Genomic DNA, 24,632 nt, shown 5'->3' with positions numbered 1-24,632 from the left:
GCGGTAAGGATGGAACACATGTCTGCAGTGGTGAAGTGGTGGTCGCGGGCAGCCGCGGCCGTGACCGGTGTGATGCTTACCCTGGTGGTGCCGGTGCACGCGTGGGCCGCGAGCAACGGGGTGGCCGACGTAGCGATCGAGGCGGCGAAGTACCGCCGCCGCCGGGGCGGGTTCGGTTTCTTCGGATTTCTGGGCGGCCTGTGCTGCCTCGTGGTGATCGCCGCGATTGTGCTGGCCATCGTGCTGGCGACCCGCGGGCGCCGTAAGAAGCAGCCATAGATAGACGGGTGGTTTTCCGGCAATCGGCGGCGGCTCGCGCGCGGGCCGACCTAGCGTTGACGGATGCGGATACGCACGATCGCCCTCGGCGCCGGCATCACGGTGATGCTCGGCGTGCCGCTGGCCATCTCGGTCGCCGCGAGCGCGAACTCCGATGTGCTGCTCTCCCGGGGCCGGCCGACGACCGCCTCTTCGGAGCGGGGAGGAACGTGGCAGGCCGGCGAGGCCACCGACTCCGACCCGTCGAGCCGGTGGGAGAGCGCCGCCGGCCCGGGCACGCAATGGGTGCGCATCGACCTCGGCGCGGTTCGTGACGTCGACCGGGTGCTGCTGCGCTGGGGCGGCGCCTACGCGACGGCCTACCGGGTGCAGACCTCGATGGACGGTGCCAACTGGACCGACGTCTACGCGACCGGGGCCGGCAACGGCGGCGCCGACAACTTGAAGCGGCTCGGCGGCAGCGGGCGCTACGTGCGGGTGCTGGCCACCGTGCGGGCCAAGGGCTCGGCCGGTTATTCGCTCTCCGAGATCAAGACGTACGGGCCGTCGGCCGCGCCCCTGCGGGCGGCAGCACCGGCCGCCGGCTCGCTCGCCGCGGGGCTCGACGACGGGCGCAAGAAGGAGGCCGCGCTCGAGCTGGTGTCCAGCGCCGAGAACTCCACGCTGACCTGGCGCAACGAGTACGGCTACATCGAGGATCTCGGCGACGGCCGCGGCTACACGGCCGGGATCGTCGGCTTCTGCTCGGGCACCTCGGACATGCTCGAGGTGGTCACCGAGTACACCCGCCGCAAGCCGATCAACGTGCTGGCTCCGTACCTGCCGGCTTTGAAAACCGTCGACGGCTCGGACTCGCACGCCGGCCTCGACCCCGGCTTCGTCGCGGCCTGGAAGGCCGCCGTCCGCGACCCGGTCTTCCAGAAGGTGCAGGAAGACGAGCGCGACCGGATGTACTTCCAGCCGGCCCTGCGCCTGGCCCGGGCCGACGGCCTGCGCGCGCTCGGCCAGTTCGCCTATTTCGACGCCGCGGTGATGCACGGCGTCTCCGGTCTGAACGGCATCCGCCGGCACGCCCTGACGGCCGCGAAGTCGCCGGCCCAGGGCGGCGACGAGATCGCCTACCTGGACGCCTTCCTCGACGCGCGGGTCAGCGAGATGCGCACCGAGGAGGCGCACAGCGACACCACCCGCGTCGACACCGCCCAGCGCCAGTTCCTGCGCCGCAGCAACCTCGACCTGACCGGGCCCCTGACCTGGCAGGTCTACGGGGACCGGTACAGGATCGGCTGATCGATCAGGCCCGCGACCACTTCTGGTTCGAGGTGCCCGCGCAGTCCCAGAGCTGGAGTTGCGCGCCGTTCGCGCTGTTCCAGTCCTTGACGTCGACGCACCGGTTGGCCGAGACGTTCACCAGGTCGCCGGCGGACGACAGGGTGAACCGCTGCACCGGGTTGCCGTTGCAGGTCACCAGCTGGATCGGGGTGCCGTTGGCCAGCGCGCCGCCGGCCGGGTCCATGCACTTGCCCATGGCCCGCAGCGTCCCGTCGCTGTTGGCGGTCCACTGCTGCGCCACGGTGCCGTTGCAGTCCCAGGTCTGCAGCCGGGCGCCGTCCACCGGGTTGGCGGACGGGATGTCGATGCACCGGCCGCTGAAGTTGCTCTTGAGCGCCTGGCCGGTTCCGCCGCCGTCGTTGTTCCAGGCCGAGACCCGCACGTAGTCGACCAGCATGGTCTGCGGGAACACCGTGCTGCCGTCGGGGTTGCCGGGCCAGTACCCGCCGACCGCCACGTTCAGGATCATGAAGAACGGGTGGTCGAAGACCCACGTGTTGCCGTTGAGGCTGGCCGGGGTCGCGCGGAAGTACTCACTGCCGTCGAGATACCACACGATCAAATTCGGCGACCAATCCACCGCGTACGTGTGGAAGGCGTCGCCCAGGGCGGAGCCGATCGTGCGGTTGCCGCCGATGCCGCCCGCTCCCGAGTAGCCGGGCCCGTGAATGGTCCCGTACACGGTGTTGGGGGCGTTGCCGACGTTCTCCATGATGTCGATCTCGCCGGTGGTGGGCCAGTTGTTGCCGCCGAGCATCCAGAACGCCGGCCAGATGCCCTGACCCTTCGGGATCTTGATGCTGGCCTCGAAGCGGCCGTACGTCTGCGAGAACTTGTCCGCGGTCAGGATGCGGCCCGACGTGTACTGGCAGGTGCCGTAGTGGCACTGGTAGTTGGACGGGTTCTCCCGGCGGGCGGTGATCGCCAGGTGGCCGGCGCCGTCCTGATAGACGTTGCTGGTCGAGTTCGTGTAGTACTCGAGCTCGTTGTTGCCCCAGCCGCTGCCGCCGATGTCGAACTTCCACTTGGACGAGTCGATCGCGCTGCCGGACGCGCCGTTGAACTCGTCGGACCAGACGACCGGGCCGACGGCGGCCTCGGCGGTGTCGTTGCGGGAGCCGGCGAACAGGCCGGCCGTGAGGGTCGTCGCGACCACGGCCGCGGCCAGCAGGATTCGTGCCTTACGCATGGGGATCCTCCGGGGAAGAGGTGCGTATATCGGCAACAGCCTTTATAGATAGACCGTCGTCGTCAACCGAATCCCCGGAAATCGACCCGTGTTTACACCTTTGCGAAGAGATTGGGCAACTTGGTGGGCTCCCAGCCGGGCAGCGAGGTGTGCGCCTCGAGCACGCGGTAGGTCGCACCCGCGAAGGTGACCAGGTCACCGGCCTCGTAGTTGGTGAAGGGCGCCCAGGCCGCGATGGTGGCGGTGGCCGACTCGGAGGGGGTGGGCTCCGGAGAGGCGGACGGTTCCTGGGACGGTTCCCCGGACGGCTCCTGAGATGGTTCCTGGGACGGCTCCCCGGACGGCTCCTGAGACGGCTCCTCCGACGGCGACGCGGTCGGCGGCGCCGACGAGTTCGTGAACACCTGGACGAAGTCGACAAGCATCCGCGACGCCGACCGCCCGTCCGTGGCCAGGTTCAGCACCAGCGTGAGCGGCCCGTCCTGGTCCTCCCGGACCAGCCGGAGGCTCGGCTTCCCGTCGACCGACCAGACCACCGTCTCCGGCGACCAATCGATCGCGTACGTGTGGAAGTTGCGCCCCGACGTCGGGTCGATCCCGCCCTCGATGGTCTCGAGCGTGCCCCTCGGCACCCGCCCGTTCTCGTCGAGCACGGCGAACGCCCGCCACACCCCGTTCTGCCGCTTCACCTTGATGCGCGCCTCGGCGTGCCCGAACCCGTCGGTGAACCGCTGCTTGCTGCGCAGCAGCCGGTCGACCTGGAGCTCGCCGTCGTCGATCGAGGCGCCGCGGTCGACGGGAGCGCCGTCGTCGCGCAGCAGCGTCCACTTCGAGAAGTCGAGGCCGCGGTCGCCGGAGAAGTCGTCCTCGAAGACGCTGCGCCCGAACTGGGCGGCCGCGTCGCGCCCGTGCACGTCGGCCGACGCCACGTCGCCGCGGCCCGGGAGCCAGATCGCCATCGCGAGCCCGGCCGTGGCCACCGCGAGGGCCGCTACGGCCCGCGGACGGACCCGCCACGTCGACGTGCCGGTGCGATGGCGTGCCTCGTGCACCACGAAACCCCCTCAGGTAACAGCAGGCACGACTTTCTCGATAGGGCACGCCAAAGGCAAGATCGGGCAGGCGGACTTAAGGATCACTTAAGGAACTGGGCTGGTTTCCACCAACGCGACTGGACACCCGAACGGTCGTTCCACCGTTTCCCGTCAGAAGCTGGAATGTGTCGGTCAATTCCTCGGCGAGCCACAGCCCCCAACCGCCCGGCTGATCGGCCGCCGGACGCACGTTCGCCGCCGGCCGCGGCGCCGCCAACCCCGCCCCGGCGTCGCTCACCTCGCACACCACATCGCCGTCCTGCCGCCACAGCGCCACCCGGCCCAGGCCGCCCCCGTGCCGGACCGCGTTGGTCAGCAACTCGTTGACCGCCACCACGAAGTCGTCGAGCCGATCCTCGGCCAGCCCGGCCTCGCGCGCCCGGGACGCGACGGCGTGCCGCAGCGCGGTGATCGAGCTGTGGTCGAACGTCTCGGTGAGCAGAACTTCGGTGCCGATGCTTCCGACGTTAGGCGACGTCTGATCTTCCCGCAGGGCGGGCCCCGCCCAGGCGATGTGATGTGGGATGGTCGGCGCATGCGTCAGGGGCGGGACACCGGGTTCCAGGCGCCACTGTGGCGGGCGATCGCGCTGTACCGGATCGCCGCGCTGACGTACGCCACGATCCTGGTGGTCCGGAATTTCTCGCACTACGCGACGCCGATGCTGGCGTGGCCCGTGCTGGCCGTGATGGCGGGCTGGACGGTCTTCACGACGTACGCGTACGCGAACCCCGCCCGCCGCCTGCGCCCGCTGCTCGTCGCCGACCTGCTGCTCACCGTGGCGGTCCTGGCCGCCAGCGTGCCGGTCGTCGGCCGCGCCGCCCTCGAGGACGGCAAGCCCACCCTCGCCGTCGCCTGGCATGTCGCGCCCGTGCTCGCCTGGGCCGTCGCCGGCGGTCGCCGCGGAGGCATCGCCGCCGCGCTGATCATGGGCGCCACCGACCTGATCGTCCGGGCCCACTACGACCAGGCCGCCTTCACCGGCTCGGTGCTCATGCTGCTCGCCGCGATCGCGGTCGGCTATCTGGTGCGGGTCGTCGAGGTCTCCCAGGAGAGACTGCAGCGGGCAGTCGAGATCGAGGCGGCCATCCGCGAGCGGGAACGGCTGGCCCGCGACATCCACGACTCGGTGCTGCAGGTGCTCGCCCTGGTCAAGCGGCGCGGGGAAGGCCTCGGGGGTCAGGCGGGGGAGCTGGCCCGGCTGGCCGGCGAGCAGGAGGCGGCGCTGCGCAACCTGGTCGCCGGGCACGCCGCGCGGGCCGTGGACGGCAGTGCCGAGCTCGACCTGAGGACGCTGCTGGGGCCGTACGCGTCATCGACCGTGACCATCTCCGCCCCCGCCGGACCGGTCCGCCTGCCCGCCGCGACCGCGAGGGAGCTGGCGGCGGCCGTCGCCGCCGCGCTCGACAACGTCGACCGGCACTGCCCCGCCGGCACCAAGGCCTACCTCCTGGTCGAGGACGAGTCCGACGAGGTGATCGTGACCGTGCGGGACGACGGCACCGGATTCGCCGCCGACCGGCTGGCCGAGGCCGAGGCGCAGGGGAGGCTGGGCGTCGCCCAGTCGATCCGCGGGCGCATCGCCGAGCTGGGCGGCGAGACCGCGATCGTCTCGGCGCCGGGGGACGGCACCGAGGTGGAGATTAGGCTGGCCAAATGGTCCGGGTGATGGTGGTCGACGACCACCCGATGTGGCGCGAGGGCGTGAGCCGCGATCTGGCCGCGGCCGGGTACGAGGTGGTCGCGACCACCGGCGAGGGACAACAGGCGGTGCGCATCGCCGCGGCCGCGCGGCCCGACGTCGTCGTCCTCGACCTGCAACTACCCGACGTGTCCGGGGTCGAGGTGATCAACGGGCTGCGCGCCGAGCTGCCGGGCGTGCGCATCCTCATGCTGTCGGCCAGCGGCGAGCAGCAGGACGTGCTCGACGCGGTGAAGGCCGGCGCGGCCGGCTACCTGCTCAAATCGGCCGGCCTGCCCGAGTTTCTGGACGCGGTGAGCCGCACCGCCGCCGGCGACACCGTCTTCACCCCCGGGCTGGCGGGGCTGGTTCTCGGCGAGTTCCGCCGGCTCGCGATCTCGCCGAGCGGCCCGGAGTCGCCGAAACTCACCGAGCGCGAGACCGAGGTGCTGCGGCTCGTGGCGAAGGGCCTGTCGTACCGGCAGATCGCCGAGCGGCTCGTGCTGAGCCACCGCACGGTGCAGAACCACGTCCAGAACACGCTCGGCAAGCTTCAGCTGCACAACCGGGTCGAGCTCACCCGGTACGCCATCGAGCAGGGCCTGGATTAGTCGTAGTCCGGCGCGTTGGTCTCGTGCATGGCCAGCTCTTCGGCGCTCGCGCCGCCGCCGGCCGCGCCCGCGTCGTACGCCACGCTGTCGGCCTCGTCGTCGAAGCCGTAGCCCTCGTCGGGCGCGACCAGCCGGCCGACCGGCTCGGGGTCGTCGTCGTCGAGCTGGCCGTCGTCGTAGAGGGAGATCTGCGACTTCGGGTCGGACGTCGGGCTCGCGCCCCACACGTCGGCGTCGAAATCGCGCTGCTCCGAGCTGTCGACCGTCTCGTCGATCGGGTCGCGGCGCTGGGGGATCGGGTCTTCGGCGCCGACGTCGGGGCTTTCCTGCCGCAGCCGGTAGTCGAGGGACTCGCCCTCCCGCGCCTCTTCGGCCGTATCGCCGAAGCGGTTGGAGCCCCCCGGCCCCGTGCCCGCCAGCGCGGCCGGGTCGGCGCCGTCGGCCCAGCGGGTGCTTTCCACCGAGTCGTAGGCGTTGGAATCGTCATCCGCGGTGCCGGGCAGCCCGGACGACTCCGGGTCGGACACCTCGGTCGGGTAGTCGTTGTCTCGCATGCGTCGCAATCTACCCGCGTGGTCAGCCCAGTAACGCCCACACCACTTTGCCGTCCGCCAACGGCAGACTTCCCCACCGCGACGCCACCGAGTCGATCAGCAGCATCCCCCGTCCGCCGGCGGACGTCGGCGACACCGGTGTACCCACATATGACGGTATGACCGCCGAATGGTCACGCACCGCGATGCTGAGCCCGTCACCCTTTGTGGCGATCAACACGATCATCGACGTCCGCGCGTGCGCGACCACGTTGTTGACCATCTCGGTGGCGACGATGCAGGCGCTCCCCGCGAGGCTTCCCCGGCCCCACCGCTCGCACGCCTCGGCGATCACCTCACGGCAATGCCGCGCCGCGCTCACCTGCGGCTCGAGATCCAGACTCAGCCGGTGATCGTCTTCCGGCTCGCCGAGCTCGGCAAGCGCCCCCGCGCAGTCCTTGTGAAGATCCCAGCCCGACCCTTGCCAGACCTCGGCGCGAGAATCACAGAGCGTGAGATGGGCTCCCGGCCACCAGGCCGTCTCCCGCGACACCTCACGCAGGACACCGACCGCTTCGGCCTCACCGATCTCCAGCTCACCGACGTCGAGGACGATCGAAGAGGGCTGCCCGGCGAGCACATCGAGCAGGACGTCACGCACCGTCGCCGCGGTCGTCGCATCGAGCACCCCGCTCAGCCGAACCACCGGAAACGGCCGGGCGCTGTCAACCAGGTGTCGCACCTCGCTCGACATGATCGCTCCATTGTGCATAACGCGCCCTCCCTTCGCATTTCGGAGGACCGTCATTCAGTACATAACTGCTTGTACCCCTACGCATGGAACCCATGCCTCTGAGTGATTACAAACGCTTCTTTTCCGTACGCGGTCAGCCGGGCACCCGCTGCTTCGACGCCGGCTGGCTGCCATCCCTCCCGCGCCCGCCGGGCTGTGCCGGCAAATTCAGGGCCGGAACCCGGTCTTGTCGGCGTCGGTGATCTCCCGCAGCACCCGCGCCGGATTGCCCACCGCGATCACACCCGCCGGAATCGACCGCGTGACCACACTCCCCGACCCGACGATCGTGTTGTCCCCGATGCTCACACCCGGATTGATCGTGACCCCGCCACCGACCCACACATGGCTCCCGATCGTCACCGGCTTGGCGTAGCACCCACCCGCGGCCCGCTCCCCGGCGTCGATCGCATGGTTGGACGTGTAGATCCCCACCCGTGGCCCGAACAGCACGTGATCCCCGATCGTGATCCCCCCGCCGTCCAGCATCACGCAGTCGAAGTTCGCGTAGAACTGATCTCCGATCCGGATGTTGAACCCGAACTCACACCGAAACGTCGGCTCGAAGTAACAGCCTTCGCCAACGCTCCCCAGCAGGCGCCGCAGAACCTCTTCGCGTACCGCCTGAGCCTTCCCGAAGGTCGCGTTGTACTCGCTGCTGAGCAGAACGGCCCGCTCCCGAGCCTCGATCAGCTCGCGCGTGAGGTCGTCATACATCCGCCCCGACAAAATGAACGCCCGCTGCTCCTCAAGATTCACCCACCCATCCTCACCCGCCCGCCCACCGCCCTCACCATCCGACCGCGCGCGGCGTCGCCGATCTTGATGATGCGCGGTTCATCGCGCACGGCGACTCTTCATCCGTTGTGCCGTGCGCGTCGTCGCAGCGAGGGGCCGGGTGAGCGGTTCAGCGCCCCGTCGCGGCCGCTCGCAAACCGGCCGGGGCGTCCGGGCGACGGACCGGTGCGGTCGCGTGGTGGTGCTGGGGTTCCGCGTAGCGGGTCAGGCCGATCACCGCCGCCAGCGTGGCCACGAAGCCGAGCACGCACAGCCACTCCCGGCCCTCGTGGATGCGATCGCCCAGCAGCAGCAGGCCCACGATCGCGGCCGGCACCGCGCCGGCTGCGTCCATGGCCGCCACCGCCGCCGTGGTCGAGCCGCGCTGCATCGCCAAGCCCAGCAGCAGTTGGCCCACCAGGGAGTGGATCACCAGGAGGTACAGCAGCGGGTTCGTGAAGAAGCCGCTCACCGAGTGTTCGTTGGCCAGCGGCCGGGCCGCGATCGCCGCCGCCGAGAAATCCACGCCGGCCAGCGAGCCCAGGACCACCGATCCGAGCGCGCCCTGCAGGCGTACGGCGAAGAAGCCCAGCACCGCCATCACCAGGACCGACACCGCCAGCAGCGCCACGACGACCGCCCCCAGCCGGCGCGAATGCGCCGGCTCGGCCGCCAGCACCAGCGCGGTGATGCCGGCCAGGAGCAGCGTGAGCAGGAAGATCTCGGCGGTGGGCAGACTCCACTTGAGGATCAGCACGCCAAGCAGGGCCGTCACGCCCAGACCGGCGGCGACGCTGGCCTGCACCAGGAAGAGCGGGAGGTCGCGCCGGGCCAGGAACGCCAGGATGAAGCCGAGCGTCTGGCAGCCGATGCCGAGCAGGTAGGTGCGCTGGCCGGCCAGCCGCACCAGCAGACCCGGGTCGAAGGTGTGGTGCACGGTGGTGCGCGCCGCGGCCGCGGACTGCAGCAGGTTAGCGACCCCGTACGCCAGGATCATGGCGGCGAGGAAGAACCAGCCGGGTGTCACCACCTGACGCACTGTAGACGAGGATTCTTGGTGTCAAGACCGTTTCAGCGCTTGGGGCCGGCGAGGGCGGTGAGGATGGTCTCGTGCAACGCGCCGTTCGTGGCGATCGCGGCGGTTTTGTCGCCGGGGGAGCGGCCGGTCAGGTCGGTGATCGTGCCGCCGGCCTCCGTCACGATGGGTATCAGCGCGGCCACGTCCCAGAGCGAGAGCTCCGGCTCGACCATGATGTCCAGCGCGCCCTCGGCCAGCAGCGTGTACCCGTAGAAGTCGCCGTAGGCCCGGCTCCGCCAGGCGCTCAGGCTCAGGTCGACGATCGCCTCGAGCCGTCCGGTCGCCGCCCACCCGTCGAGGCTCGCGAAGCAGAAGCTGGCATCCGCCAGCTTCGGAACTCCGGAGACTTTGATGCGGGTGGCCGCGTGCTGGTGTTTTCCGGCGTACGCACCATGGCCGCGCGCCGCCCACCAGCGTCGTCCCAGCGCCGGCGCCGAGACCAGCCCCGCCACCGGGACATCGCCCTCGAGGAGCGCGATCAGCGTCCCCCAGATCGGCACGCCCCGGACGAAGTTCTTGGTGCCGTCGATCGGGTCGATCACCCAGCGGCGGCTCCCGGGCCCGGCGGCGGCCTCGGTGCGCCCGAACTCTTCCCCGAGCACGCTGTCGCGCGGCCGGGCCCGCTGGAGGGTGGACCGGATGGCCTGCTCGACGGCGGTGTCGGCGTCGGAGACCGGGGTCAGGTCGGGCTTCGACTCCACCCGCAGGTCCAGCGCGCGGAACCGTCCCATCGAGATCGAGTCGGCGGTGTCGGCGAGCAAATGAGCGAGCGACAGGTCATCGGCATATCCGGCCATGCGTGGCACGCTAGCCGATCCGCACCCCACCGCCCACCAGACCCGAGCGGCCGGCGGCCGTCAGGTGAGCTGGTCCGGCTCCGGGTGGTCGTAGAGGTCGAGCTCGCCGGCCCGGGAGGCCAGCAGCCGGCGGTACGAGGCCAGGCGGCGCGGGTCGGCCTTGCCCTCGGCGACCCAGGCGTCGAGGCGGCATTCCGCGTCCTGCGGTGTGTGCCCGCAGTTCGGCTGATCTTCGAGGGTTCCCTCGACCAGGTCGGGGAAGCCGTGCAGCAGCGATTCGGCGCTCACGTGCGCCAGCCCGAAGCTGCGGATGCCGGGGGTGTCGATGATCCAGCCCGGGTCCTTGCGGGAGCGGCCGACCGGCGGCAGGCGCAGCGCCACCGCGCTGGTCGACGTGTGCCGGCCCTTGCCGATCGCGCTCACCACGCCCACGGCCCGCAACGCGTCCGGCACCAGCCGGTTGACCAGGGTGGACTTGCCGACGCCGGAGTGGCCGACCATGACCGAGATCTGCCCGGCGAGCCGCTTTCGCAGCTCGGCCAGGTCGCTGTCGGGCTGCACCAGCACGTACGGGAGGTCGAGCTCGGCGTAGTAGTCGAGCACCTCCTCGGGCCCGGCCAGGTCGGCCTTCGTCAAACACAGGAGCGGCTCGATGTCGGCGTCGTACGCCGCGACCAGGCAACGGTCGATGAAACCCGTGCGCGGTGGCGGATCGGCCAGGGCGCTGACGATCACCAGCTGGTCGGCGTTCGCCACCACCACCCGCTCGAGCCGGCCCTCGGGGGTGGTGTCGTCGTCGTCCGCGGTGCGGCGCAGCACCGACGTCCGCTCGGAGATGCGCACGATGCGGGCCAGCGCGCCCGCCGCCCCCGACACGTCGCCGACCAGCGCCACCCGGTCGCCCACCACGACCGACTTGCGGCCGAGCTCCCGCGCCCGCATCGCTGTGATCACCGGGCTGTCGGCGGCGCCGCCCTCGTGGACGCAGCCGTACCGGCCACGGTCCACGGTGATCACCAGCGCGTCGACGGCGTCGTCGTGCTTGGGCCGGGTGCGGGTACGCGGGCGCGACGAACGGGCCGGCCGGATCCGGACGTCGTCCTCGTCGTACTCCCGCTTGCGTGCTGGCAGGTTCAGCTCCTCGCCACGAGTCCCGCCCAGAGTTCGGGGAACTCGGGCAACGTCTTCGACGTACACGCTACGTCGGTGAGTGTTGTGCCCGGCACGGCGAGCCCGATAACCGCGGCGGCGTGCGCCATGCGGTGATCGGCGTACGTCTCGAAGGAGCTCTCGTGCAGCGGCCGCGGCTCGATGCGCAGCCCGTCGCGGAACTCGGTCACCCCGGCCCCGGCCTTGCTCAGCTCGGTGGCGAGCGCGGAGATGCGGTCGGTCTCGTGCCCGCGGATGTGTTCGACCCCGCGCAGCTCGCTGGGCCCGTCGGCGAGCGCCGCCAGCGCCGAGATCACCGGCGTCAGCTCGCTCAGCTCGGACAGGTCGGCGGTGATGCCGCGCAGCGTGCCTGTGCCCCGCACGGTCAGCCCGGACTCGTCCAGCGTGACCTCGGCGCCGAGCCCGCGCAGCAGCTCGATCACCTGGCCGACCGGCTGCCAGCTCTCGGCGGGCCCGCCAAGACCCGAACTGCGGCAAGAGGGCCACCCGGCGAGCGTGACCGCGCCGCCGGTGACCATGGCGGCCGCGAAGAACGGCGCGGCGCCGGAGAGGTCGGGCTCGATCACCCAGGTGCGGCCGTGCAATGGGCTCGGCTCGACGACCCAGACGTCGGGCACGCTCTCGTCGACCGCGGCGCCGGCGGCGCGCAGCATATGCGTCGTCATGCGCAGGTGGGGCGCGGACGGCACCGGCGGGCCCTCGTGACGAAGCGTCAGCCCCTTGGTGAAGCGCGGCGCCGACAGCAGCAGCCCGGAGACGAACTGGCTGGACGCCGACGCGTCGACCACCGCCTCGCCGCCCTCGACCAGCCCGGACCCGCGCACGGTCAGCGGCAGGCCGCCCGTGGGCGACGCGTCGATCGCCACTCCGAGCGAGCGCAGCGCCGCGACGATCGGGCCCATCGGCCGCTTGCGCGCGTGGGGGTCGCCGTCGAACTCGACCGTGCCCTCGGCCAGCGCCGCGACGGGCGGCAGGAACCGCATGATCGTGCCGGCCAGCCCGACGTCGATCCGGGCCGGCCCGCGCAGCGCGCCCGGCTCGACCCGCCAGCGCTCCTCGTCGGCGGTGTCGACCGCGACCCCGATGGCGCGCAGACCGGCCGACATCAGCTCGGTATCTCGGGCGCGCAGCGGCCGCTCGATCGCCGAGGGGCCGTCGGCGAGCGCGGAGAGGATCAGCGCGCGGGCCGTCATCGACTTGGAGCCGGGCAGCCGCACCGAGGCGGTGACGGGCGCGGACGCGGTAGGAGCGAGCCAGGGGCGAGGTTCAGCGGTCACGATGGCCATTCTGCCGCCGGGCTACGACATTTCCACGGAGCATTCCCGCCCGCCGGGATGGCGAACCCGCGCGGAGAAGGGGGCGAAGCCGTGCGGTGATGGGGCGAAGCGGCGCGGTGATGGGGGGCCTGGCGGCGCGGTGATGGGGCGGAGCGGCGCGGTGATGGGGGCCTGGCGGCGCGGTGATCGGGCGGAGCGGCGGGGCCCACCGGAACGGCCGGTACGCGTACCGTTGCGCATCATGTGCGGGCGGTACGCGACGACGCGGAGCGAGGCCGACCTCAGCGATCTCTTCGAGGCGATCGACGTGACCGAGGGGCTGGGGCCGAGCTGGAACGTCGCGCCCACCGACCCGGTGCCGGTCGTACGGGTCTCGCAGAGCCACGACGCCCGGGTGCTCGACACGGCCCGCTGGGGCCTCGTGCCGCCGTGGGCCACCGATACGCGCGGCGCGGCCCGCATGATCAACGCGCGCTCCGAGACCGTCGCCACCTCCCCGGCTTTCGCCCCCTCGTTCGCCCGGCGCCGCTGCCTGGTGCCGGCCGACGGATGGTTCGAGTGGCTGCGCGACGGCAAGCAGAAGCAGGCGTACTACATGACGCCCGCCAACGGCGAAGCGCTCGCCTTCGCCGGCATCTGGGCGCCCTGGGGTCCCGAGTCGCTGCTCACGTGCAGCGTGCTGACCACGGCCGCGATCGGCCACCTCAAACGCGTGCACGACCGCATGCCGCTGATCCTGCCGCGCGACCGCTGGGCCGCCTGGCTGGGCGCCGAAAGCAGCAGCAACGGCGAAGACAGCAACCCGGCCGAATTGCTACGCCCGATGACCGAGCGTGAGCTGGAGGCGATCAAGGTCCGCCCCGTGGGCCCCGCCGTCGGCAACGTGCGCAACAACGGAGCACACCTGCTGGAGCCGCCCGCGGAGGCAAGGCTTTTCTGAACTCCGCATGATCAACAGGGGTTTTTGTCGATATATGTTCGCTTTTTCAAAGGCGAACTTTGTTTCGAGATAGATAAGACCCTTGTTCTGATCTTCTACCGTGCGATACAAACCAGCGCCGGAGTGGTACCGGTCCGCACGGTGCGGACGGGTCACCACGCGCAACACCGGTCCCACGGGGGAGGTGGGCTGATGACACGGGCACGTATGCCGCGTCCGCACGAGGTAGCCATCGCACGACGCGATCCACGGCTGCTCGCAGCAATCCAGGAACGACGCACGGATGAGGCATGGCGCACGCGTGGCGCCTGCAACAGCGTCGACCCGGAAACGTTCTTCCCGGCTCCGAACGAGCCGTCGGAGAGCGCAGTCGCACTCTGCGGCACCTGCACGGTGCAGGGTCCATGTTTGGCCTGGGCACTGCAGGTGGGCGACTGTCACGGGGTCTGGGGCGGCACCACGCCGCGCGAGAGACGCGCGATGCTGGTCGCCTGGCGCGAGCGGGTCAAACCCGACGGCGAAGCCGTCGACGACGGGCCGGACGAGGAAGACCGTCGTCTGCTCACTCTGATTCCTTTGTCGCGCTGACATTTCCGTACGCCGTGAGCACCGCGCTCCGCGGCGGGCGCCGATCGCTGCTTGTATAGGGCGGTGACCAGCACCGAGATCCAGACGCCGCGCGGCCCGGCCGGGATTCGCATCGTCGAACCCGACGGGCCGCCCGTCAGCATGCTCTTCCTCGGCCACGGCGCCGGCGGTGGCGTCGACGCGCCCGACCTGGTGGCGGTCCGCGAGGCCGCTTCCGCCGCCGGGGTGCGCGTGGTCCTGGTGACTCAGCCGTACCGGATGGCCGGGAGGCGGGCGCCGGCCCCGGCCGGTCAGCTGGACGAGGCGTGGACCGCGGTGATCGAGCACTACGACGTACGCGACCTGCCGTTGATCTTTGGTGGGAGGTCGAGCGGAGCGCGAGTCGCCTGCCGCACGGCGACCACCCTCGGCGCCGCGGGTGTTCTCGCGCTGGCGTTCCCGCTGCACCCGCCGGGCAGGCCGGAGAAGACCCGAGCCGGCGAGCTGCCCGCCGGCCTGCCGACGCTCGTGCTCAACGGCGACCGGGACCCGTTCGGCGTGCCCGAGCCGACCGGCAAGGTCGACGTGATCGTGCGTCCCGGCGCCACCCACGACCTCAGGAAGGACGTCAAGGGCACGGCGACGCTCGCGGTCGACTGGCTGCGCGCCCACGGCTGGGCTTCATAACGGGAATGCAACTTGCGCGTCCGAGGTTGTAGACCCCGCGAGCTTGTACGTCGAAAGGGGTTTCCAGAGGTGCGAGCCGGAATCGAGTACGTTGAGCGCGGCGCCGGTCAGGCTGCCCGGGTACGTGGGCTTTTGTCCGCCCCGGAGTGGCCAGCGGCCGAGCACTCGCCCTCCAGCCCATCGGTGAGTGTCAGCACACCACCGGTTTTTGAAGCTTCGAGTGGGGCACTACCCGTATCCTCGGCGGGGCGGTCGAGGGGAGAGATGCGGGTGGCCCAGACAGAACGGACGGATGAGCGCCGGGCGCGCTTCGAGCGCGACGCGCTGCCGTTCGTGGACCAGTTGTACGCGGCGGGTCTGCGGATGACGCGTAATCCGGCCGACGCCGAAGACCTGGTGCAGGAGACGTTCTTGAAGGCGTTCTCCGCGTTCCACCAGTTCGAGGAGGGCACGAACCTCAAGGCGTGGCTGTACCGGATCCTCACGAACACGTACATCAACTCGTACCGGCGCAAGCAGCGTCAGCCGCTGCAGTCGCCGACCGAGGAGATCACCGACTGGCAGCTCGCGTCGTCCGAGTCGCACACGTCGGTCGGCCTGCGCTCGGCTGAGACCGAGGCGCTCGACCGCCTGCCGGACAGCGACATCAAGGACGCGCTGCAGCAGTTGCCGGAGGATTTCCGGCTGGCCGTCTACCTCGCCGATGTCGAGGGTTTCTCGTACAAGGAGATCGCCGACATCATGGGTACTCCCATCGGCACCGTCATGTCCCGGTTGCACCGCGGTCGGCGCAACCTGCGCAAGCTGCTCGAGCAGTACGCCGCAGACCGGGGCATCACCCGGACCGCTTCGGAAACGCAGGAGGCGTGACGCGAGATGAGCGGCGTCAACGACGACAAGCAGCCTGATTGCGGTGAGGTACTCGAGGAGGTCTACCTCTACCTCGACCTGGAGTGCAGCGAGGATCGGCGGTCGCTGATCCAGAAGCACCTGGAGGACTGCACGGGTTGCCTGAGCGAGTACGGCATCGAACACGAGGTGAAGGCGCTGGTCGCCCGCTGCTGCGGCGACGAGACGGCGCCCAAGGAGCTGCGCGAGCGCCTGCGCGTCAAGCTCGACCAGCTCGAGGTCCAGGTCGAGACCCGGGAATACCTCCCGTAGGCCTATGCACGACAAAGCCCCGGCAGCGATGCTGCCGGGGCTTTCGTCTGTCGGCCCAACCTCAGCTGTTGGGGCGCTTGCCGTGGTTGGCGGAGCTCTTCTTGCGAGCCTTCTTCTTGCGCGACTTCTTAGCCATGGTTGGACTCCTGTTCGTGGCGTGTTTCCCGCGCCGATGGTAGTCGGCGCGCCCGGTCCGGCTGGACTCACCCACGACAGATCCATGATTTGATGACGCTGACAGCTGCTCGACGAAGAGGGGTTTCCCGATGGCCGACGAGATCCGCGCCGAGATGGTGGCCAACGTGTGGAAAGTCGTGGCTCACCAGGGCGACAGCGTGGCCGAGGGCGACACGCTGGTGATCCTCGAGTCGATGAAGATGGAGATCCCGGTCGTGGCCGAGACCGACGGCACGCTCGCCGAGCTGGCCGTCAACGAGGGCGACGTGGTGCAGGAAGGCGACCTGATCGCCGTTATCGGTTAAGGCGCGTCCTGCACCCCGGGGCCGTGGCGAGCACCAGCCCAGCGAGAGACCAGCCCAGCGAGAGACCAGCCGCGGTCAGTCGCGGCGCCAGCGGAGCAGCAGGCGGCTTCGGGCGCGGCCGCGCTGGCGTGGCACGACCACCGTGCGAACCATGCCGGCCGCGGTCTCGCGCGCGGGCGCCGGCAGGTCGGGGGTGGCGAGCGCGAGCTCGGCCACCGAGCGCGAGCCGGGCCGCCCGGTGACCTCGGCGAGCCGGCCGGAGACGATCGCGGCCACGTCGGCGCGCGCCGACGGGTCGATCCAGGCCGAGACGATCAGCGCGAACAGCGCGGCCTCGGTGACCCGATCGAGCCCGCCGTCGAGCAGTTCGAGCAGCAGCCGGCGGCGCTCCGAGTCGAGCCAGGGCTCCTCGGTGCCGTGGTGCAGCAGGCCGAGGCAGGCCCAGATCTCGGGGGCGGCGACGTCGGCCGGCGGGTCATTGAGCAGGGCGAGCAGGTCGTGCGGCCGCACCAGGATCAGCTGTACGGCGGCGTCGTAGGCGGCCGGGGGGTGGGCCCAGGAGAGCGAGGCGACCTGGCGTAGCCGGCGGACGGCCTCGGGCGAGGGCTCGGGGCGGGCGGGGGCCTCGGGAAGGTGCCGCCGGGGCTGGGCGGAGGAGTCCGGGACGCGACGGTCGTGGGACCAGATGCCGGTGGCGGCCGAGCCCCGGGGCAGCGGCGCCGCGGTGGGCACCCCGCTCAGCCAGGGGATCTCGCGGCAGCAGTCGGCGAGGTCGGTGTGCTCGTGCGACTCGTCGGGGTGGTCGCGGATGAAGTCGGCCAGCCGAACCAGGTGGGCGAGGTCGCCGTCGGCGCGGTGGCGCAGCCGGTGTGCGGTGTGCACGGCGCAGTCGTACTCGGGGTCGCGCTCGAGGGCCCGGTCGACCCAGTTCAGCGCGTCTTCGAGGCGGCCGTGGTCGGCCAGGGTGCCGGCGATGTCGGCGTAGACCGAGAGGTCGTCGGGGTCGTGGGCGACCGCCCGGCGCAGGGCGGCGAGGGCCTCGGGGATCCGGCCGGCGCTGCGGTACGCGTACCCCAGCCAGATCTCGGCGAGCTTGGAGGGGCGGGCCCGGGCGCCGCGGGCGGCCCAATCGACGGCGAGCGCGGTCTCGCCGATGCGGCGGGCCAGCGCGGACCCGGCGCCGAGCAGCATGGCGTGCTCGGGGTGGGCGGCGATCGCGTGCCGGGCGACGGTCAGGTAGGGCCTCAGGGTGGTGCGGGTGGCCGCCGCGGCCGGATCGCCCACCGCGGTGCACAACCGCATGAGAAGTTGGACGAGCAGGCCGGGCTCGATGCGTACGCCGAGCGCGGGGTCGCCGACCCAGGGGACGCCGGCCCAGTCGGCGCCGGGTGTGCGCCCGCTGGCGGCGGCCAGCAGCGGCAGGCCGTCCTCGGGGCGGCCGGCGGCGGCGAGCAGGTGGGCGCGGGCGGCCAGGCCGCCGGCCGACACGTGGGGCGCCAGCGGGAAGAGGTCGAGGCCTCCGCCCGGCTGGGCAGCGAGGCGTCCGAGCAGCTCATGGGCCTCGGGCAGGGTGGGCGCGTGAGTCAGCGCTCCGGCGAGATGGTCGGCGGCCCGTTCCGGCTCGTCGCTCGCCAAAGCGGATCTTGCCTGCTCAAGGGCGCGGTCGGCGGCACGGCGAACATCCACGAACGAGAACAGTAGGGGAAGAGAGCCCCGAATGTCAGTACCGGAGCGTGCTCATTGGTGCGCGAAACATTGACTCTATAAGCTATTTCTTGCAAGACTGCGCAGGATCTGCGCGAGAAGCGCTCAACAAGGGAGGAACACGTGGTGCAGCGGGGCCAGGGAATGGCGGCGGACATCGCGGAACAACCGGGCGGATTCGCCCGTCTGCTCGATGGCCCGCACGCCGGCGCGATCGCCGAGATCGCCGCCGAGGTGGCCCGGCGCCGGCCGCGCAGTGTGATGTTCGTGGCTCGCGGCACCTCCGACCACGCGGCCCTCTACGGCGCTTACCTCACCGAGATCCGGCTCGGCCTCCCGGTCGCCAGCGCCTCGCCGAGCGCGATCACCCTGTACGGCGCCCGGCCCGACTTCCGCGACACGCTCGTGGTCGGCGTCAGCCAGAGCGGCGGCTCGCCCGACCTCACCGGCGTGCTCAGCGCGGCCCGGGAGACCGGCGGCCTGACCCTGGCGGTCACCAACAACCCCGACTCCCCGCTCGCGCAAGCGGCCGAGCTCTCCATCGACGTCGCGGCGGGCCACGAACGGGCGGTCGCGGCGACCAAGACCTATACGGCCGAGCTGCTCGCTCTGCTGCTGCTGGTGGAGGGCATCCGGGCCGGTGACGGTCGGCTGCCGGCCGACGAGCGCGCCGCCCTGGACAAGCTGCCCCAGCTCGCCGAGGACGCCCTCGCCGATGCGGCCGCCGACGATCTGGCTCAGCGCTACCGGTTCGCCTCCCGCATGGTGACCACCGCCCGGGGATACGCCTACCCGACCGCTCGCGAGGCCGCGCTGAAGCTGATGGAGACGTCCTACCTACCGGCGCTCGCGTTCTCGGGCGCCGACCTGCTGCACGGGCCGCTCGCGATGACCGATCCGGACGTGCCGGTGCTGGCAGTGGTCGGGGACGGGCCGGGCGGGCAGTCCATGCGTGACGTGGTCGGGCGGCTCGCCGAGCGCCGCGCCGACGTGGTGACCATCGGAGCGTCGGACGTCGAGGGCGCCTCCGGGCGGCTGGCCGTTCCCGCGGTCAACGACGAGCGCTACAGCGCGCTGCTCGACATCCTGCCGCTGCAGAGGCTCGCCCTGGCGCTCGCGCTGGCTCGGGGCGAGGACCCCGACGCGCCACGTGGGCTCAAGAAGGTCACGACGACTCTGTAACCAAATTTTCTTGCAGTGCGGCGAAGCCGCCTTCGAAGCGCGGTAACACGGGCGTGGCACGCTTGGTCCGTGTCCACCCTGCGTGATCTCGCCGAGGAGCACACCGGCCTCGGCCCCGCCGACATCGACCACCTGCACCGGCTCGCCGGCGACTGGCAGCTGCTCTCCGATCTCTCCTTCGCCGACCTGCTGATGTGGGTGCCGGTCAAGGCCGAGCCGGGCCGGCCGCGCGACTTCCTCTGCGTGGCCCAGGTGCGTCCGACGACGGCGCCGACGGCGTACCAGGACGACCAGGTCGGCAAGATCGTCGGCGGGCCCGAGGTGGCGCACCTCGACATCGCCTTCACCCAGGAGCGCATCTGGCGCGAGGGCGACCCGGTCTGGTACGGCGACACCCCCGCCCGGCACGAGGCGATCCCGGTGCGGCTGCGCGACCAGAGCGACCGGGAGGAGGGCTGGAGCGAGGTCATCGCGGTGATCGGCCGGGACACCAACCTGTCCACCGCCCGGACCCCGAGCCAGCTGGAGCTCAACTACCTGACCACCGCCGACGACCTGGCGCAGATGGTCGCCGACGGGACGTTCCCGCCGCCACGGCACCCGGGTGAGACGACCTCGGCGCCGCGGGTCGGCGACGGGCTGATCCGGCTCGACGCGAGCGGCAAGGTGACCTACGCGAGCCCGAACGCCCAGTCCGCCTATCGCCGCCTCGGCTTCAACGCGCACCTGGTCGGCGAGGAGCTGTCGACGCTGACCAGCCGGCTGGCCGCCGACCCGCTGGAGGGCAACGACACCGCGGAAAAGTTCCTGGCCGCGCTGCGTGGCGAGTCCCCGCCCCGGCAGGAGGTCGAGGCGCGCGGCGCGACCGTGCTCACCCGGGCGCTGCCGCTGCTGCCGGCCGGGGTGCCGATCGGCGCGCTGGTGCTGGTGCGCGACGTCACCGAGGTGCGCCGCCGGGACCGCGCATTGATGACCAAGGACGCCACCATCCGTGAGATCCACCACCGGGTGAAGAACAATCTGCAGACCGTGGCCGCGCTGCTGCGCCTGCAGGCCCGCCGGGTCGACGCGCCCGAGGCCCGGATGGCGCTGCAGGAATCGGTGCGCCGGGTCGCCTCGATCGCGCTGGTGCACGAGACGCTGTCGATGTCGAGCGACGAGGCGGTCGAGTTCGACGGCATCGTCGACCGGGTGGCCAGCGCCGCCACCGAGGTCGCGGCGACCAGCACCGCCGTGAAGATGCGGCGCGAGGGCACCTTCGGGGTGCTGCCCGCCGAGATCGCCACGTCGCTGGTGATGGTGCTCAACGAGCTGCTGATCAACGCGGTCGAGCACGGCTTCCCCGCGCCCGAGGACGACGCCGAACTGGTCGAGCCGGCCAAGGCCGAGACCGGCGAGGTGATCGTCTCGGCGCACCGCTTCCGCAAGCAGCTGCACGTCACGGTCGCCGACAACGGGCAGGGCCTGCCGCCGGAGTTCAAGGCCGACTCGACCGGGCGGCTGGGCCTGCAGATCGTGCGGGCGCTGGCCACCGGCGAGCTGCGCGGCAGCATCGAGCTGCGCAACCGGTCGGGCGGCGGCACCGAAGCCGTGCTGGTCGTGCCGCTGGGCAAGCGCTAGAGGCTGGGCAAGCGTCAGACCACGGGCGGGCGGACGAAGAGGGCGATCGTGAAGCCCTCGACCCGGTACGTGACGATCGGGATGAAGTAGGCGTTGAGCAGGGCCTTCGTCCCGTACCCGAGCTGGTTTGTCGGTGTCGCCCGGAAAGGCGGGTCGAGATTGTCGGCCGCGACCACCCAGATCCGGTTCGTGTTGCCGATGCACTTGATCTCGTCGGGGCACTCGGTCGCCCACAGCGACGCGTTGTCGACCTGGTCCGAGGTGAGCAGCAGGTCGCGCGGTGCGCGGTCGCGCAGGTAGTAGCCGAGCCCGAGGTCGGGCGTCTGCCAGTCGTCCCGCGGCTCGTAGACGATGCCGTCCCCGGGTCTCTCGCCGTTCCGGATCACCTGGGCGGCGGCCTGGTAGTTGAAGGGGGAGTGGTCGCGGCGGACGAGGGCCTGGGTGGGCAGACCGATGGCGGCGAGCGCCACCACCGCCAGCGCCGCGACCGGCAGGCGGAGGACCGAGAGCGCGGCGCCGGCCAGGGCGCACAGCAGGGGTACGCAGAACATCAGGTAGCGGCCGACGAAGATGGGCGCCACCAGTTGGTCGTACGCGTAGAGCAGCCCCACCGGAAGCAGGACCGATACCCAGAGCAGCACCGCCGCCGCGGCTCTCTCCCGCCACAGCGCCGCGATCGCCAGCCCGGCCACGACCCCGCCGGTCAGCGGCGCGATGAAGATGGCCGTGCCGACGTTGGCGAGCGAGGCCGGCGTGGCCGGATCGAGCCAGCTGAGCTGGGCCGACTGCTGGCCGATCCCGCGAGAGGTCAGCGGCAGCACCGCCACCACCCCGCCCGCCGCCGCGAGCAGCCACCACAGCAGCCGCCACCGGCCGAACCACCAGGACAGCACGATCGCCATGACCAGATGCCCGCCGAGGATCAGCAGGGCGACCAGGTGGGAAGCGCCCATCAGCGCCACGCACACGCCGTACAGCAGCCAGCGCCACCACTGTGACCTCTCCAGCGCCGAGGAGAGGGCGAGCGTGGCGAGGGTGGCGAAGAGGCCGGCGAACGCGTACCCGCGGATCTCCTGGCCGTAGCGGGAGACGACCGGCAGCACCGCGAAGACCAGACCGGCGAGCAGGCCCGCCTTGTTGCCCCAGAACCGGCGGGCGAGCAGCGCGGCCGCGGCGGCCGCGGCGGCCATCGCGAACACCGACGGGATCCGCATCGCGGTCACCGAGTCTCCGTGCCAGCCGATCCACCAGTGCAGGAACAGGTAGTACGGCACCAGCACGCCGTCGATGTGGCGGCCCAGGGCGAAGATCTCCGGCACGGTACGGGTGGCCGCGCTCCAGCTGGCGATCTCGTCGCGCCACGGCTGCGGCCGGGCCGCCTCGTAGCCCACCACGAGCCAGGTCACCACGGCGGGTACGAGCCAGCAGATCTGGACCCGCACCCAGCCCGGGGCGAGCCGCCGGGAGAGCTTCGCTGTCGTCACGGGGGTAAAGGGTGACAGGTGTGTTCCACGGGAGGCCGACCAGGCTGCGTTGTTAACAGGTTGTTGCCGATGTGCTGCTGCGCACACTCCCGGAATCTGGACCGCACTGGCCGAGAATGCCGCGCCGTGAGAGGCTTGCCGCATGACCGCTGCAGTTGACCGCCGCTTCGTGGCCCGTCGCCACGTCGACTACGGCCGTGTCCGCAGCGCGATGTGTCCGGCTTACTGACGCCGCCCGATTTGAGTTCGGGCGCGAGACGCGGCCGGCACTCTCCTGACACAGATGTCACGAGCCTCACAGGTGCCGTGAGCGTCGCAACGCGCCCACGAAACCCGGAGGACCGCCGACATGGCGCCCAGCAGCACCCCAGCTACGCCGACCGCCCGCCCCCGTAAGGCGCGCGGCGAAGGCCAGTGGGCGCTCGGACACCGCGAGCCGCTCAACCCCAATGAGCGCAGCAAGAAGGACGACAACCCGCTCAACGTCCGCGCCCGCATCGAGAACATCTACGCCCGCGGCGGATTCGACTCGATCGACCCGGCCGACCTGCGCGGCCGTTTCCGCTGGTGGGGTCTTTACACCCAGCGGAAAGAGGGCATCGACGGCGGTCGCACCGCCGTCCTCGAGCCCGAGGAGCTGGAAGACAAGTTCTTCATGCTCCGCGTCCGTATCGACGGCGGCGCTCTCAACCTCGCCCAGCTTCGCACCATCGCCGGCATAGCGCAGGAGTTCGCCCGGGATTCCGCCGACATCACCGACCGCCAGAACATCCAGCTGCACTGGATCCGGGTCGAGGACGTGCCCGAGATCTGGCGCCGGCTCGAGGCGGTCGGCCTGCAGACGACCGAGGCCTGCGGCGACTGCCCGCGGGTGGTGCTCGGCAGCCCGGTCGCCGGCATCTCCACCGACGAGGTGCTCGACGCGACGCCGGCGATCGACGAGATCCTCAAGCGCTACATCGGCGACCCGAGGTACTCGAACCTGCCGCGCAAGTTCAAGACGACGATCGGCTGGCTGGTCGACACGCCCTACCAGGCCAACGACATCTCCCTGGTCGGCGTCGTCCACCCCGAGTACGGCCCCGGCTTCGACCTCTGGGTCGGCGGCGGCCTCTCCACCAACCCGCGGCTGGCCGAGCGGCTCGGCGCCTGGGTGCCGCTCGAGGAGATCCCGGACGTCTGGGAGGGCGTCGTCGGCATCTTCCGCGACTACGGCTACCGCCGGCTGCGCCACCGTGCCCGCCTGAAGTTCCTGCTCGCCGACTGGGGCGTCGCGAAGTTCCGCGAGGTGCTCGAGAAGGAGTACCTCGGCCGCGCCCTCATCGACGGCCCCTCGCCCGAGCTGCCCGAGAAGCCGATCGACCACATCGGCGTCCACAAGCAGCGCGACGGGCTCAACTACGTCGGCGCGACCCCGGTCGTGGGCCGTTCCTCCGGCACTCAGCTGGCGCGGCTCGCCGACCTCGTCGAGCGGCACGGCTCGGCGCGGGTGCGGCTCACGCCGTACCAGAAGCTTCTGGTCCTGGATGTCGCCGACGACCAGGTGGAGTCGCTGGTCGGTGGGCTGCGCGAGATCGGGCTCGAGGCGCGGCCCTCCGCCTGGCGGCGCGGCACGATGGCCTGCACCGGCATCGAGTACTGCAAGCTCGCGATCGTCGAGACCAAGAAGCGCGGCGAAGAGCTGGTGTCCCGGCTGGAGGGCACGCTCGCCGACTTCGACGCCGACATCACGATCAACATCAACGGCTGCCCGAACGCCTGCGCACGCACCCAGGTCGCCGACATCGGCCTCAAGGGCCAGCTCGTCATGGACGCGCACGGCCAGCAGGTCGAGGGCTTCCAGGTGCATCTCGGCGGCGCGCTGGGCATGGCCAAGGGCGAGACCGCCGGCTTCGGGCGCAAGGTGCGTGGCCTCAAGACCACGGCCGAAGAGCTTCCCGGGTACGTGGAGCGCCTGGCCCACAACTACCTCGCCGACCGGTCGTCGGCGCAGGAGACCTTCGCCACCTGGGTGGTCCGCGCGGACGAGGAGCTCATCAAATGAGCGACGCCCGGTCGGCGCCCTTGTATTGCCCCTACTGCGGGGAAGAGGACCTCTACCCCAACGAGGCCTCGCACGGCGCGTGGGAGTGCCACTCCTGCGCTCGCGTTTTCACGGTCAAGTTCAACGGGTTGCTGTCCAAGGGAGCTAACC

At 71.2% G+C, this 24,632-nt stretch carries 26 protein-coding genes; 13 read left to right on the top strand and 13 right to left on the bottom strand.

The features are described from left to right. Window positions 1-18 precede the first annotated feature (18 nt). Window positions 19-279 (top strand): hypothetical protein, encoded by a 261-nt coding sequence (locus ACIA5D_RS03570; RefSeq protein WP_396028227.1) that lies wholly within the window; start codon window positions 19-21, stop codon window positions 277-279. A 63-nt stretch (window positions 280-342) separates the two neighbouring features. Then, window positions 343-1,569, top strand: a complete 1,227-nt coding sequence (locus ACIA5D_RS03565) for a chitosanase (protein ID WP_396028226.1) — start codon at window positions 343-345, stop codon at window positions 1,567-1,569. A gap of 4 nt (window positions 1,570-1,573) precedes the next feature. Here ACIA5D_RS03565 and ACIA5D_RS03560 read toward each other — a convergent pair whose 3' ends face one another. From ACIA5D_RS03560 to ACIA5D_RS03550, 3 genes are all read right to left on the bottom strand, one after another. Then, window positions 1,574-2,800 (bottom strand): family 16 glycosylhydrolase, encoded by a 1,227-nt coding sequence (locus tag ACIA5D_RS03560; RefSeq protein ID WP_396028225.1) that lies wholly within the window; start codon window positions 2,798-2,800, stop codon window positions 1,574-1,576. 92 nt (window positions 2,801-2,892) lie between these two features. Next, entirely contained in the window at window positions 2,893-3,855 is a 963-nt protein-coding gene (locus tag ACIA5D_RS03555) for a carbohydrate-binding protein (RefSeq protein WP_396028224.1), read from the bottom strand. Between the two features lie 73 nt (window positions 3,856-3,928). After that, window positions 3,929-4,387 carry an ATP-binding protein gene (locus tag ACIA5D_RS03550; protein WP_396028592.1) on the bottom strand — a complete coding sequence of 153 codons (459 nt, stop codon included), beginning with the start codon at window positions 4,385-4,387 and terminating at the stop codon, window positions 3,929-3,931. A gap of 42 nt (window positions 4,388-4,429) precedes the next feature. On the opposite strand from ACIA5D_RS03550, the gene macS reads away from it, so the two are divergent. Both macS and ACIA5D_RS03540 read left to right on the top strand, forming a co-directional pair. Then, window positions 4,430-5,563: a MacS family sensor histidine kinase gene (gene macS / locus ACIA5D_RS03545; protein WP_396028223.1), complete on the top strand. Its 1,134-nt coding sequence runs from the start codon at window positions 4,430-4,432 to the stop codon at window positions 5,561-5,563. After that, complete coding sequence (locus ACIA5D_RS03540; protein ID WP_396028222.1) at window positions 5,551-6,186, top strand: response regulator; 636 nt, start codon at window positions 5,551-5,553, stop codon at window positions 6,184-6,186. The genes macS and ACIA5D_RS03540 overlap by 13 nt, the downstream gene beginning before the upstream one ends. On the opposite strand, the gene ACIA5D_RS03535 is transcribed toward ACIA5D_RS03540, so the two are convergent. From ACIA5D_RS03535 to aroA, 7 genes are all read right to left on the bottom strand, one after another. After that, window positions 6,183-6,740, bottom strand: a complete 558-nt coding sequence (locus tag ACIA5D_RS03535; protein ID WP_396028221.1) for a DUF5709 domain-containing protein — start codon at window positions 6,738-6,740, stop codon at window positions 6,183-6,185. The two genes, ACIA5D_RS03540 and ACIA5D_RS03535, sit on opposite strands and share 4 nt — an antisense overlap. Before the next feature lie 22 nt (window positions 6,741-6,762). Next, window positions 6,763-7,473, bottom strand: a complete 711-nt coding sequence (locus tag ACIA5D_RS03530; RefSeq protein WP_396028220.1) for an ATP-binding protein — start codon at window positions 7,471-7,473, stop codon at window positions 6,763-6,765. A 207-nt stretch (window positions 7,474-7,680) separates the two neighbouring features. After that, complete coding sequence (locus ACIA5D_RS03525) at window positions 7,681-8,271, bottom strand: sugar O-acetyltransferase (RefSeq protein ID WP_396028219.1); 591 nt, start codon at window positions 8,269-8,271, stop codon at window positions 7,681-7,683. A gap of 148 nt (window positions 8,272-8,419) precedes the next feature. After that, complete coding sequence (locus ACIA5D_RS03520; protein ID WP_396028591.1) at window positions 8,420-9,286, bottom strand: hypothetical protein; 867 nt, start codon at window positions 9,284-9,286, stop codon at window positions 8,420-8,422. Window positions 9,287-9,360: 74 nt separating this feature from the next. Continuing rightward, window positions 9,361-10,164, bottom strand: a complete 804-nt coding sequence (hisN, locus tag ACIA5D_RS03515) for a histidinol-phosphatase (RefSeq protein WP_396028218.1) — start codon at window positions 10,162-10,164, stop codon at window positions 9,361-9,363. A 60-nt stretch (window positions 10,165-10,224) separates the two neighbouring features. Beyond that, window positions 10,225-11,295, bottom strand: coding sequence for a ribosome small subunit-dependent GTPase A (gene rsgA / locus ACIA5D_RS03510; protein ID WP_396028590.1), 1,071 nt, complete (start codon window positions 11,293-11,295; stop codon window positions 10,225-10,227). A gap of 2 nt (window positions 11,296-11,297) precedes the next feature. After that, a complete protein-coding gene (gene aroA, locus ACIA5D_RS03505; protein WP_396028217.1) occupies window positions 11,298-12,620 on the bottom strand; it encodes a 3-phosphoshikimate 1-carboxyvinyltransferase in 1,323 nt (440 codons plus the stop codon). 232 nt (window positions 12,621-12,852) lie between these two features. On the opposite strand from aroA, the gene ACIA5D_RS03500 reads away from it, so the two are divergent. The 5 genes from ACIA5D_RS03500 to rsrA all read left to right on the top strand — a co-directional run bounded on the left by ACIA5D_RS03500 (window position 12,853) and on the right by rsrA (window position 15,966). Continuing rightward, window positions 12,853-13,551 carry an SOS response-associated peptidase gene (locus ACIA5D_RS03500; RefSeq protein WP_396028216.1) on the top strand — a complete coding sequence of 233 codons (699 nt, stop codon included), beginning with the start codon at window positions 12,853-12,855 and terminating at the stop codon, window positions 13,549-13,551. Window positions 13,552-13,743: 192 nt separating this feature from the next. Then, complete coding sequence (locus ACIA5D_RS03495; protein ID WP_396028215.1) at window positions 13,744-14,139, top strand: WhiB family transcriptional regulator; 396 nt, start codon at window positions 13,744-13,746, stop codon at window positions 14,137-14,139. Between the two features lie 63 nt (window positions 14,140-14,202). After that, window positions 14,203-14,805, top strand: coding sequence for an alpha/beta family hydrolase (locus ACIA5D_RS03490; protein ID WP_396028214.1), 603 nt, complete (start codon window positions 14,203-14,205; stop codon window positions 14,803-14,805). 69 nt (window positions 14,806-14,874) lie between these two features. Then, entirely contained in the window at window positions 14,875-15,675 is an 801-nt protein-coding gene (locus tag ACIA5D_RS03485; RefSeq protein WP_396028213.1) for a sigma-70 family RNA polymerase sigma factor, read from the top strand. Window positions 15,676-15,681: 6 nt separating this feature from the next. Next, the gene (gene rsrA, locus ACIA5D_RS03480) at window positions 15,682-15,966 is read left to right on the top strand and encodes a mycothiol system anti-sigma-R factor (RefSeq protein ID WP_396028212.1); all 285 of its coding nucleotides are present in this window, start codon (window positions 15,682-15,684) and stop codon (window positions 15,964-15,966) included. A 61-nt stretch (window positions 15,967-16,027) separates the two neighbouring features. Here rsrA and ACIA5D_RS03475 read toward each other — a convergent pair whose 3' ends face one another. After that, window positions 16,028-16,102, bottom strand: coding sequence for a 50S ribosomal protein bL37 (locus tag ACIA5D_RS03475; protein ID WP_370657623.1), 75 nt, complete (start codon window positions 16,100-16,102; stop codon window positions 16,028-16,030). Between the two features lie 130 nt (window positions 16,103-16,232). Here ACIA5D_RS03475 and ACIA5D_RS03470 point away from each other — a divergent pair, with 130 nt between their 5' ends. Next, the gene (locus tag ACIA5D_RS03470; RefSeq protein WP_396028211.1) at window positions 16,233-16,448 is read left to right on the top strand and encodes a biotin/lipoyl-binding carrier protein; all 216 of its coding nucleotides are present in this window, start codon (window positions 16,233-16,235) and stop codon (window positions 16,446-16,448) included. Between the two features lie 75 nt (window positions 16,449-16,523). Here ACIA5D_RS03470 and ACIA5D_RS03465 read toward each other — a convergent pair whose 3' ends face one another. Then, entirely contained in the window at window positions 16,524-18,134 is a 1,611-nt protein-coding gene (locus ACIA5D_RS03465; RefSeq protein ID WP_396028210.1) for a tetratricopeptide repeat protein, read from the bottom strand. Between the two features lie 162 nt (window positions 18,135-18,296). Between ACIA5D_RS03465 and ACIA5D_RS03460 the strand changes: the two genes are divergently transcribed. Continuing rightward, window positions 18,297-19,334: an SIS domain-containing protein gene (locus ACIA5D_RS03460; RefSeq protein WP_396028589.1), complete on the top strand. Its 1,038-nt coding sequence runs from the start codon at window positions 18,297-18,299 to the stop codon at window positions 19,332-19,334. Between the two features lie 69 nt (window positions 19,335-19,403). After that, window positions 19,404-20,954: a sensor histidine kinase gene (locus tag ACIA5D_RS03455; RefSeq protein ID WP_396028209.1), complete on the top strand. Its 1,551-nt coding sequence runs from the start codon at window positions 19,404-19,406 to the stop codon at window positions 20,952-20,954. A gap of 14 nt (window positions 20,955-20,968) precedes the next feature. Here ACIA5D_RS03455 and ACIA5D_RS03450 read toward each other — a convergent pair whose 3' ends face one another. Then, window positions 20,969-22,438 carry a glycosyltransferase family 39 protein gene (locus ACIA5D_RS03450; RefSeq protein WP_396028208.1) on the bottom strand — a complete coding sequence of 490 codons (1,470 nt, stop codon included), beginning with the start codon at window positions 22,436-22,438 and terminating at the stop codon, window positions 20,969-20,971. 349 nt (window positions 22,439-22,787) lie between these two features. On the opposite strand from ACIA5D_RS03450, the gene ACIA5D_RS03445 reads away from it, so the two are divergent. Then, window positions 22,788-24,482, top strand: coding sequence for a nitrite/sulfite reductase (locus ACIA5D_RS03445; protein WP_396028207.1), 1,695 nt, complete (start codon window positions 22,788-22,790; stop codon window positions 24,480-24,482). Window positions 24,483-24,632 lie beyond the last annotated feature (150 nt).

The sequence above is a fragment of the Actinoplanes sp. NPDC051513 genome (genome assembly GCF_044454685.1).
Classification (GTDB): domain Bacteria; phylum Actinomycetota; class Actinomycetes; order Mycobacteriales; family Micromonosporaceae; genus Actinoplanes.
This window is presented reverse-complemented; position numbering and strand designations above follow the sequence as displayed.

What these genes read in the sequence shown, in the direction of transcription:
- ACIA5D_RS03570 (WP_396028227.1), top strand. Translation starts at nt 19, where the DNA reads ATGTCTGCAGTGGTGAAGTGGTGGTCGCGGGCAGCCGCGGCCGTGACC.
- ACIA5D_RS03565 (WP_396028226.1), top strand. Translation starts at nt 343, where the DNA reads ATGCGGATACGCACGATCGCCCTCGGCGCCGGCATCACGGTGATGCTC.
- ACIA5D_RS03560 (WP_396028225.1), bottom strand. Translation starts at nt 2,800, where the DNA reads ATGCGTAAGGCACGAATCCTGCTGGCCGCGGCCGTGGTCGCGACGACC.
- macS (WP_396028223.1), top strand. Translation starts at nt 4,430, where the DNA reads ATGCGTCAGGGGCGGGACACCGGGTTCCAGGCGCCACTGTGGCGGGCG.
- ACIA5D_RS03540 (WP_396028222.1), top strand. Translation starts at nt 5,551, where the DNA reads ATGGTCCGGGTGATGGTGGTCGACGACCACCCGATGTGGCGCGAGGGC.
- ACIA5D_RS03535 (WP_396028221.1), bottom strand. Translation starts at nt 6,740, where the DNA reads ATGCGAGACAACGACTACCCGACCGAGGTGTCCGACCCGGAGTCGTCC.
- ACIA5D_RS03530 (WP_396028220.1), bottom strand. Translation starts at nt 7,473, where the DNA reads ATGTCGAGCGAGGTGCGACACCTGGTTGACAGCGCCCGGCCGTTTCCG.
- ACIA5D_RS03520 (WP_396028591.1), bottom strand. Translation starts at nt 9,286, where the DNA reads ATGATCCTGGCGTACGGGGTCGCTAACCTGCTGCAGTCCGCGGCCGCG.
- hisN (WP_396028218.1), bottom strand. Translation starts at nt 10,164, where the DNA reads ATGGCCGGATATGCCGATGACCTGTCGCTCGCTCATTTGCTCGCCGAC.
- aroA (WP_396028217.1), bottom strand. Translation starts at nt 12,620, where the DNA reads ATGGCCATCGTGACCGCTGAACCTCGCCCCTGGCTCGCTCCTACCGCG.
- ACIA5D_RS03500 (WP_396028216.1), top strand. Translation starts at nt 12,853, where the DNA reads ATGTGCGGGCGGTACGCGACGACGCGGAGCGAGGCCGACCTCAGCGAT.
- ACIA5D_RS03495 (WP_396028215.1), top strand. Translation starts at nt 13,744, where the DNA reads ATGACACGGGCACGTATGCCGCGTCCGCACGAGGTAGCCATCGCACGA.
- rsrA (WP_396028212.1), top strand. Translation starts at nt 15,682, where the DNA reads ATGAGCGGCGTCAACGACGACAAGCAGCCTGATTGCGGTGAGGTACTC.
- ACIA5D_RS03470 (WP_396028211.1), top strand. Translation starts at nt 16,233, where the DNA reads ATGGCCGACGAGATCCGCGCCGAGATGGTGGCCAACGTGTGGAAAGTC.
- ACIA5D_RS03460 (WP_396028589.1), top strand. Translation starts at nt 18,297, where the DNA reads ATGGCGGCGGACATCGCGGAACAACCGGGCGGATTCGCCCGTCTGCTC.
- ACIA5D_RS03445 (WP_396028207.1), top strand. Translation starts at nt 22,788, where the DNA reads ATGGCGCCCAGCAGCACCCCAGCTACGCCGACCGCCCGCCCCCGTAAG.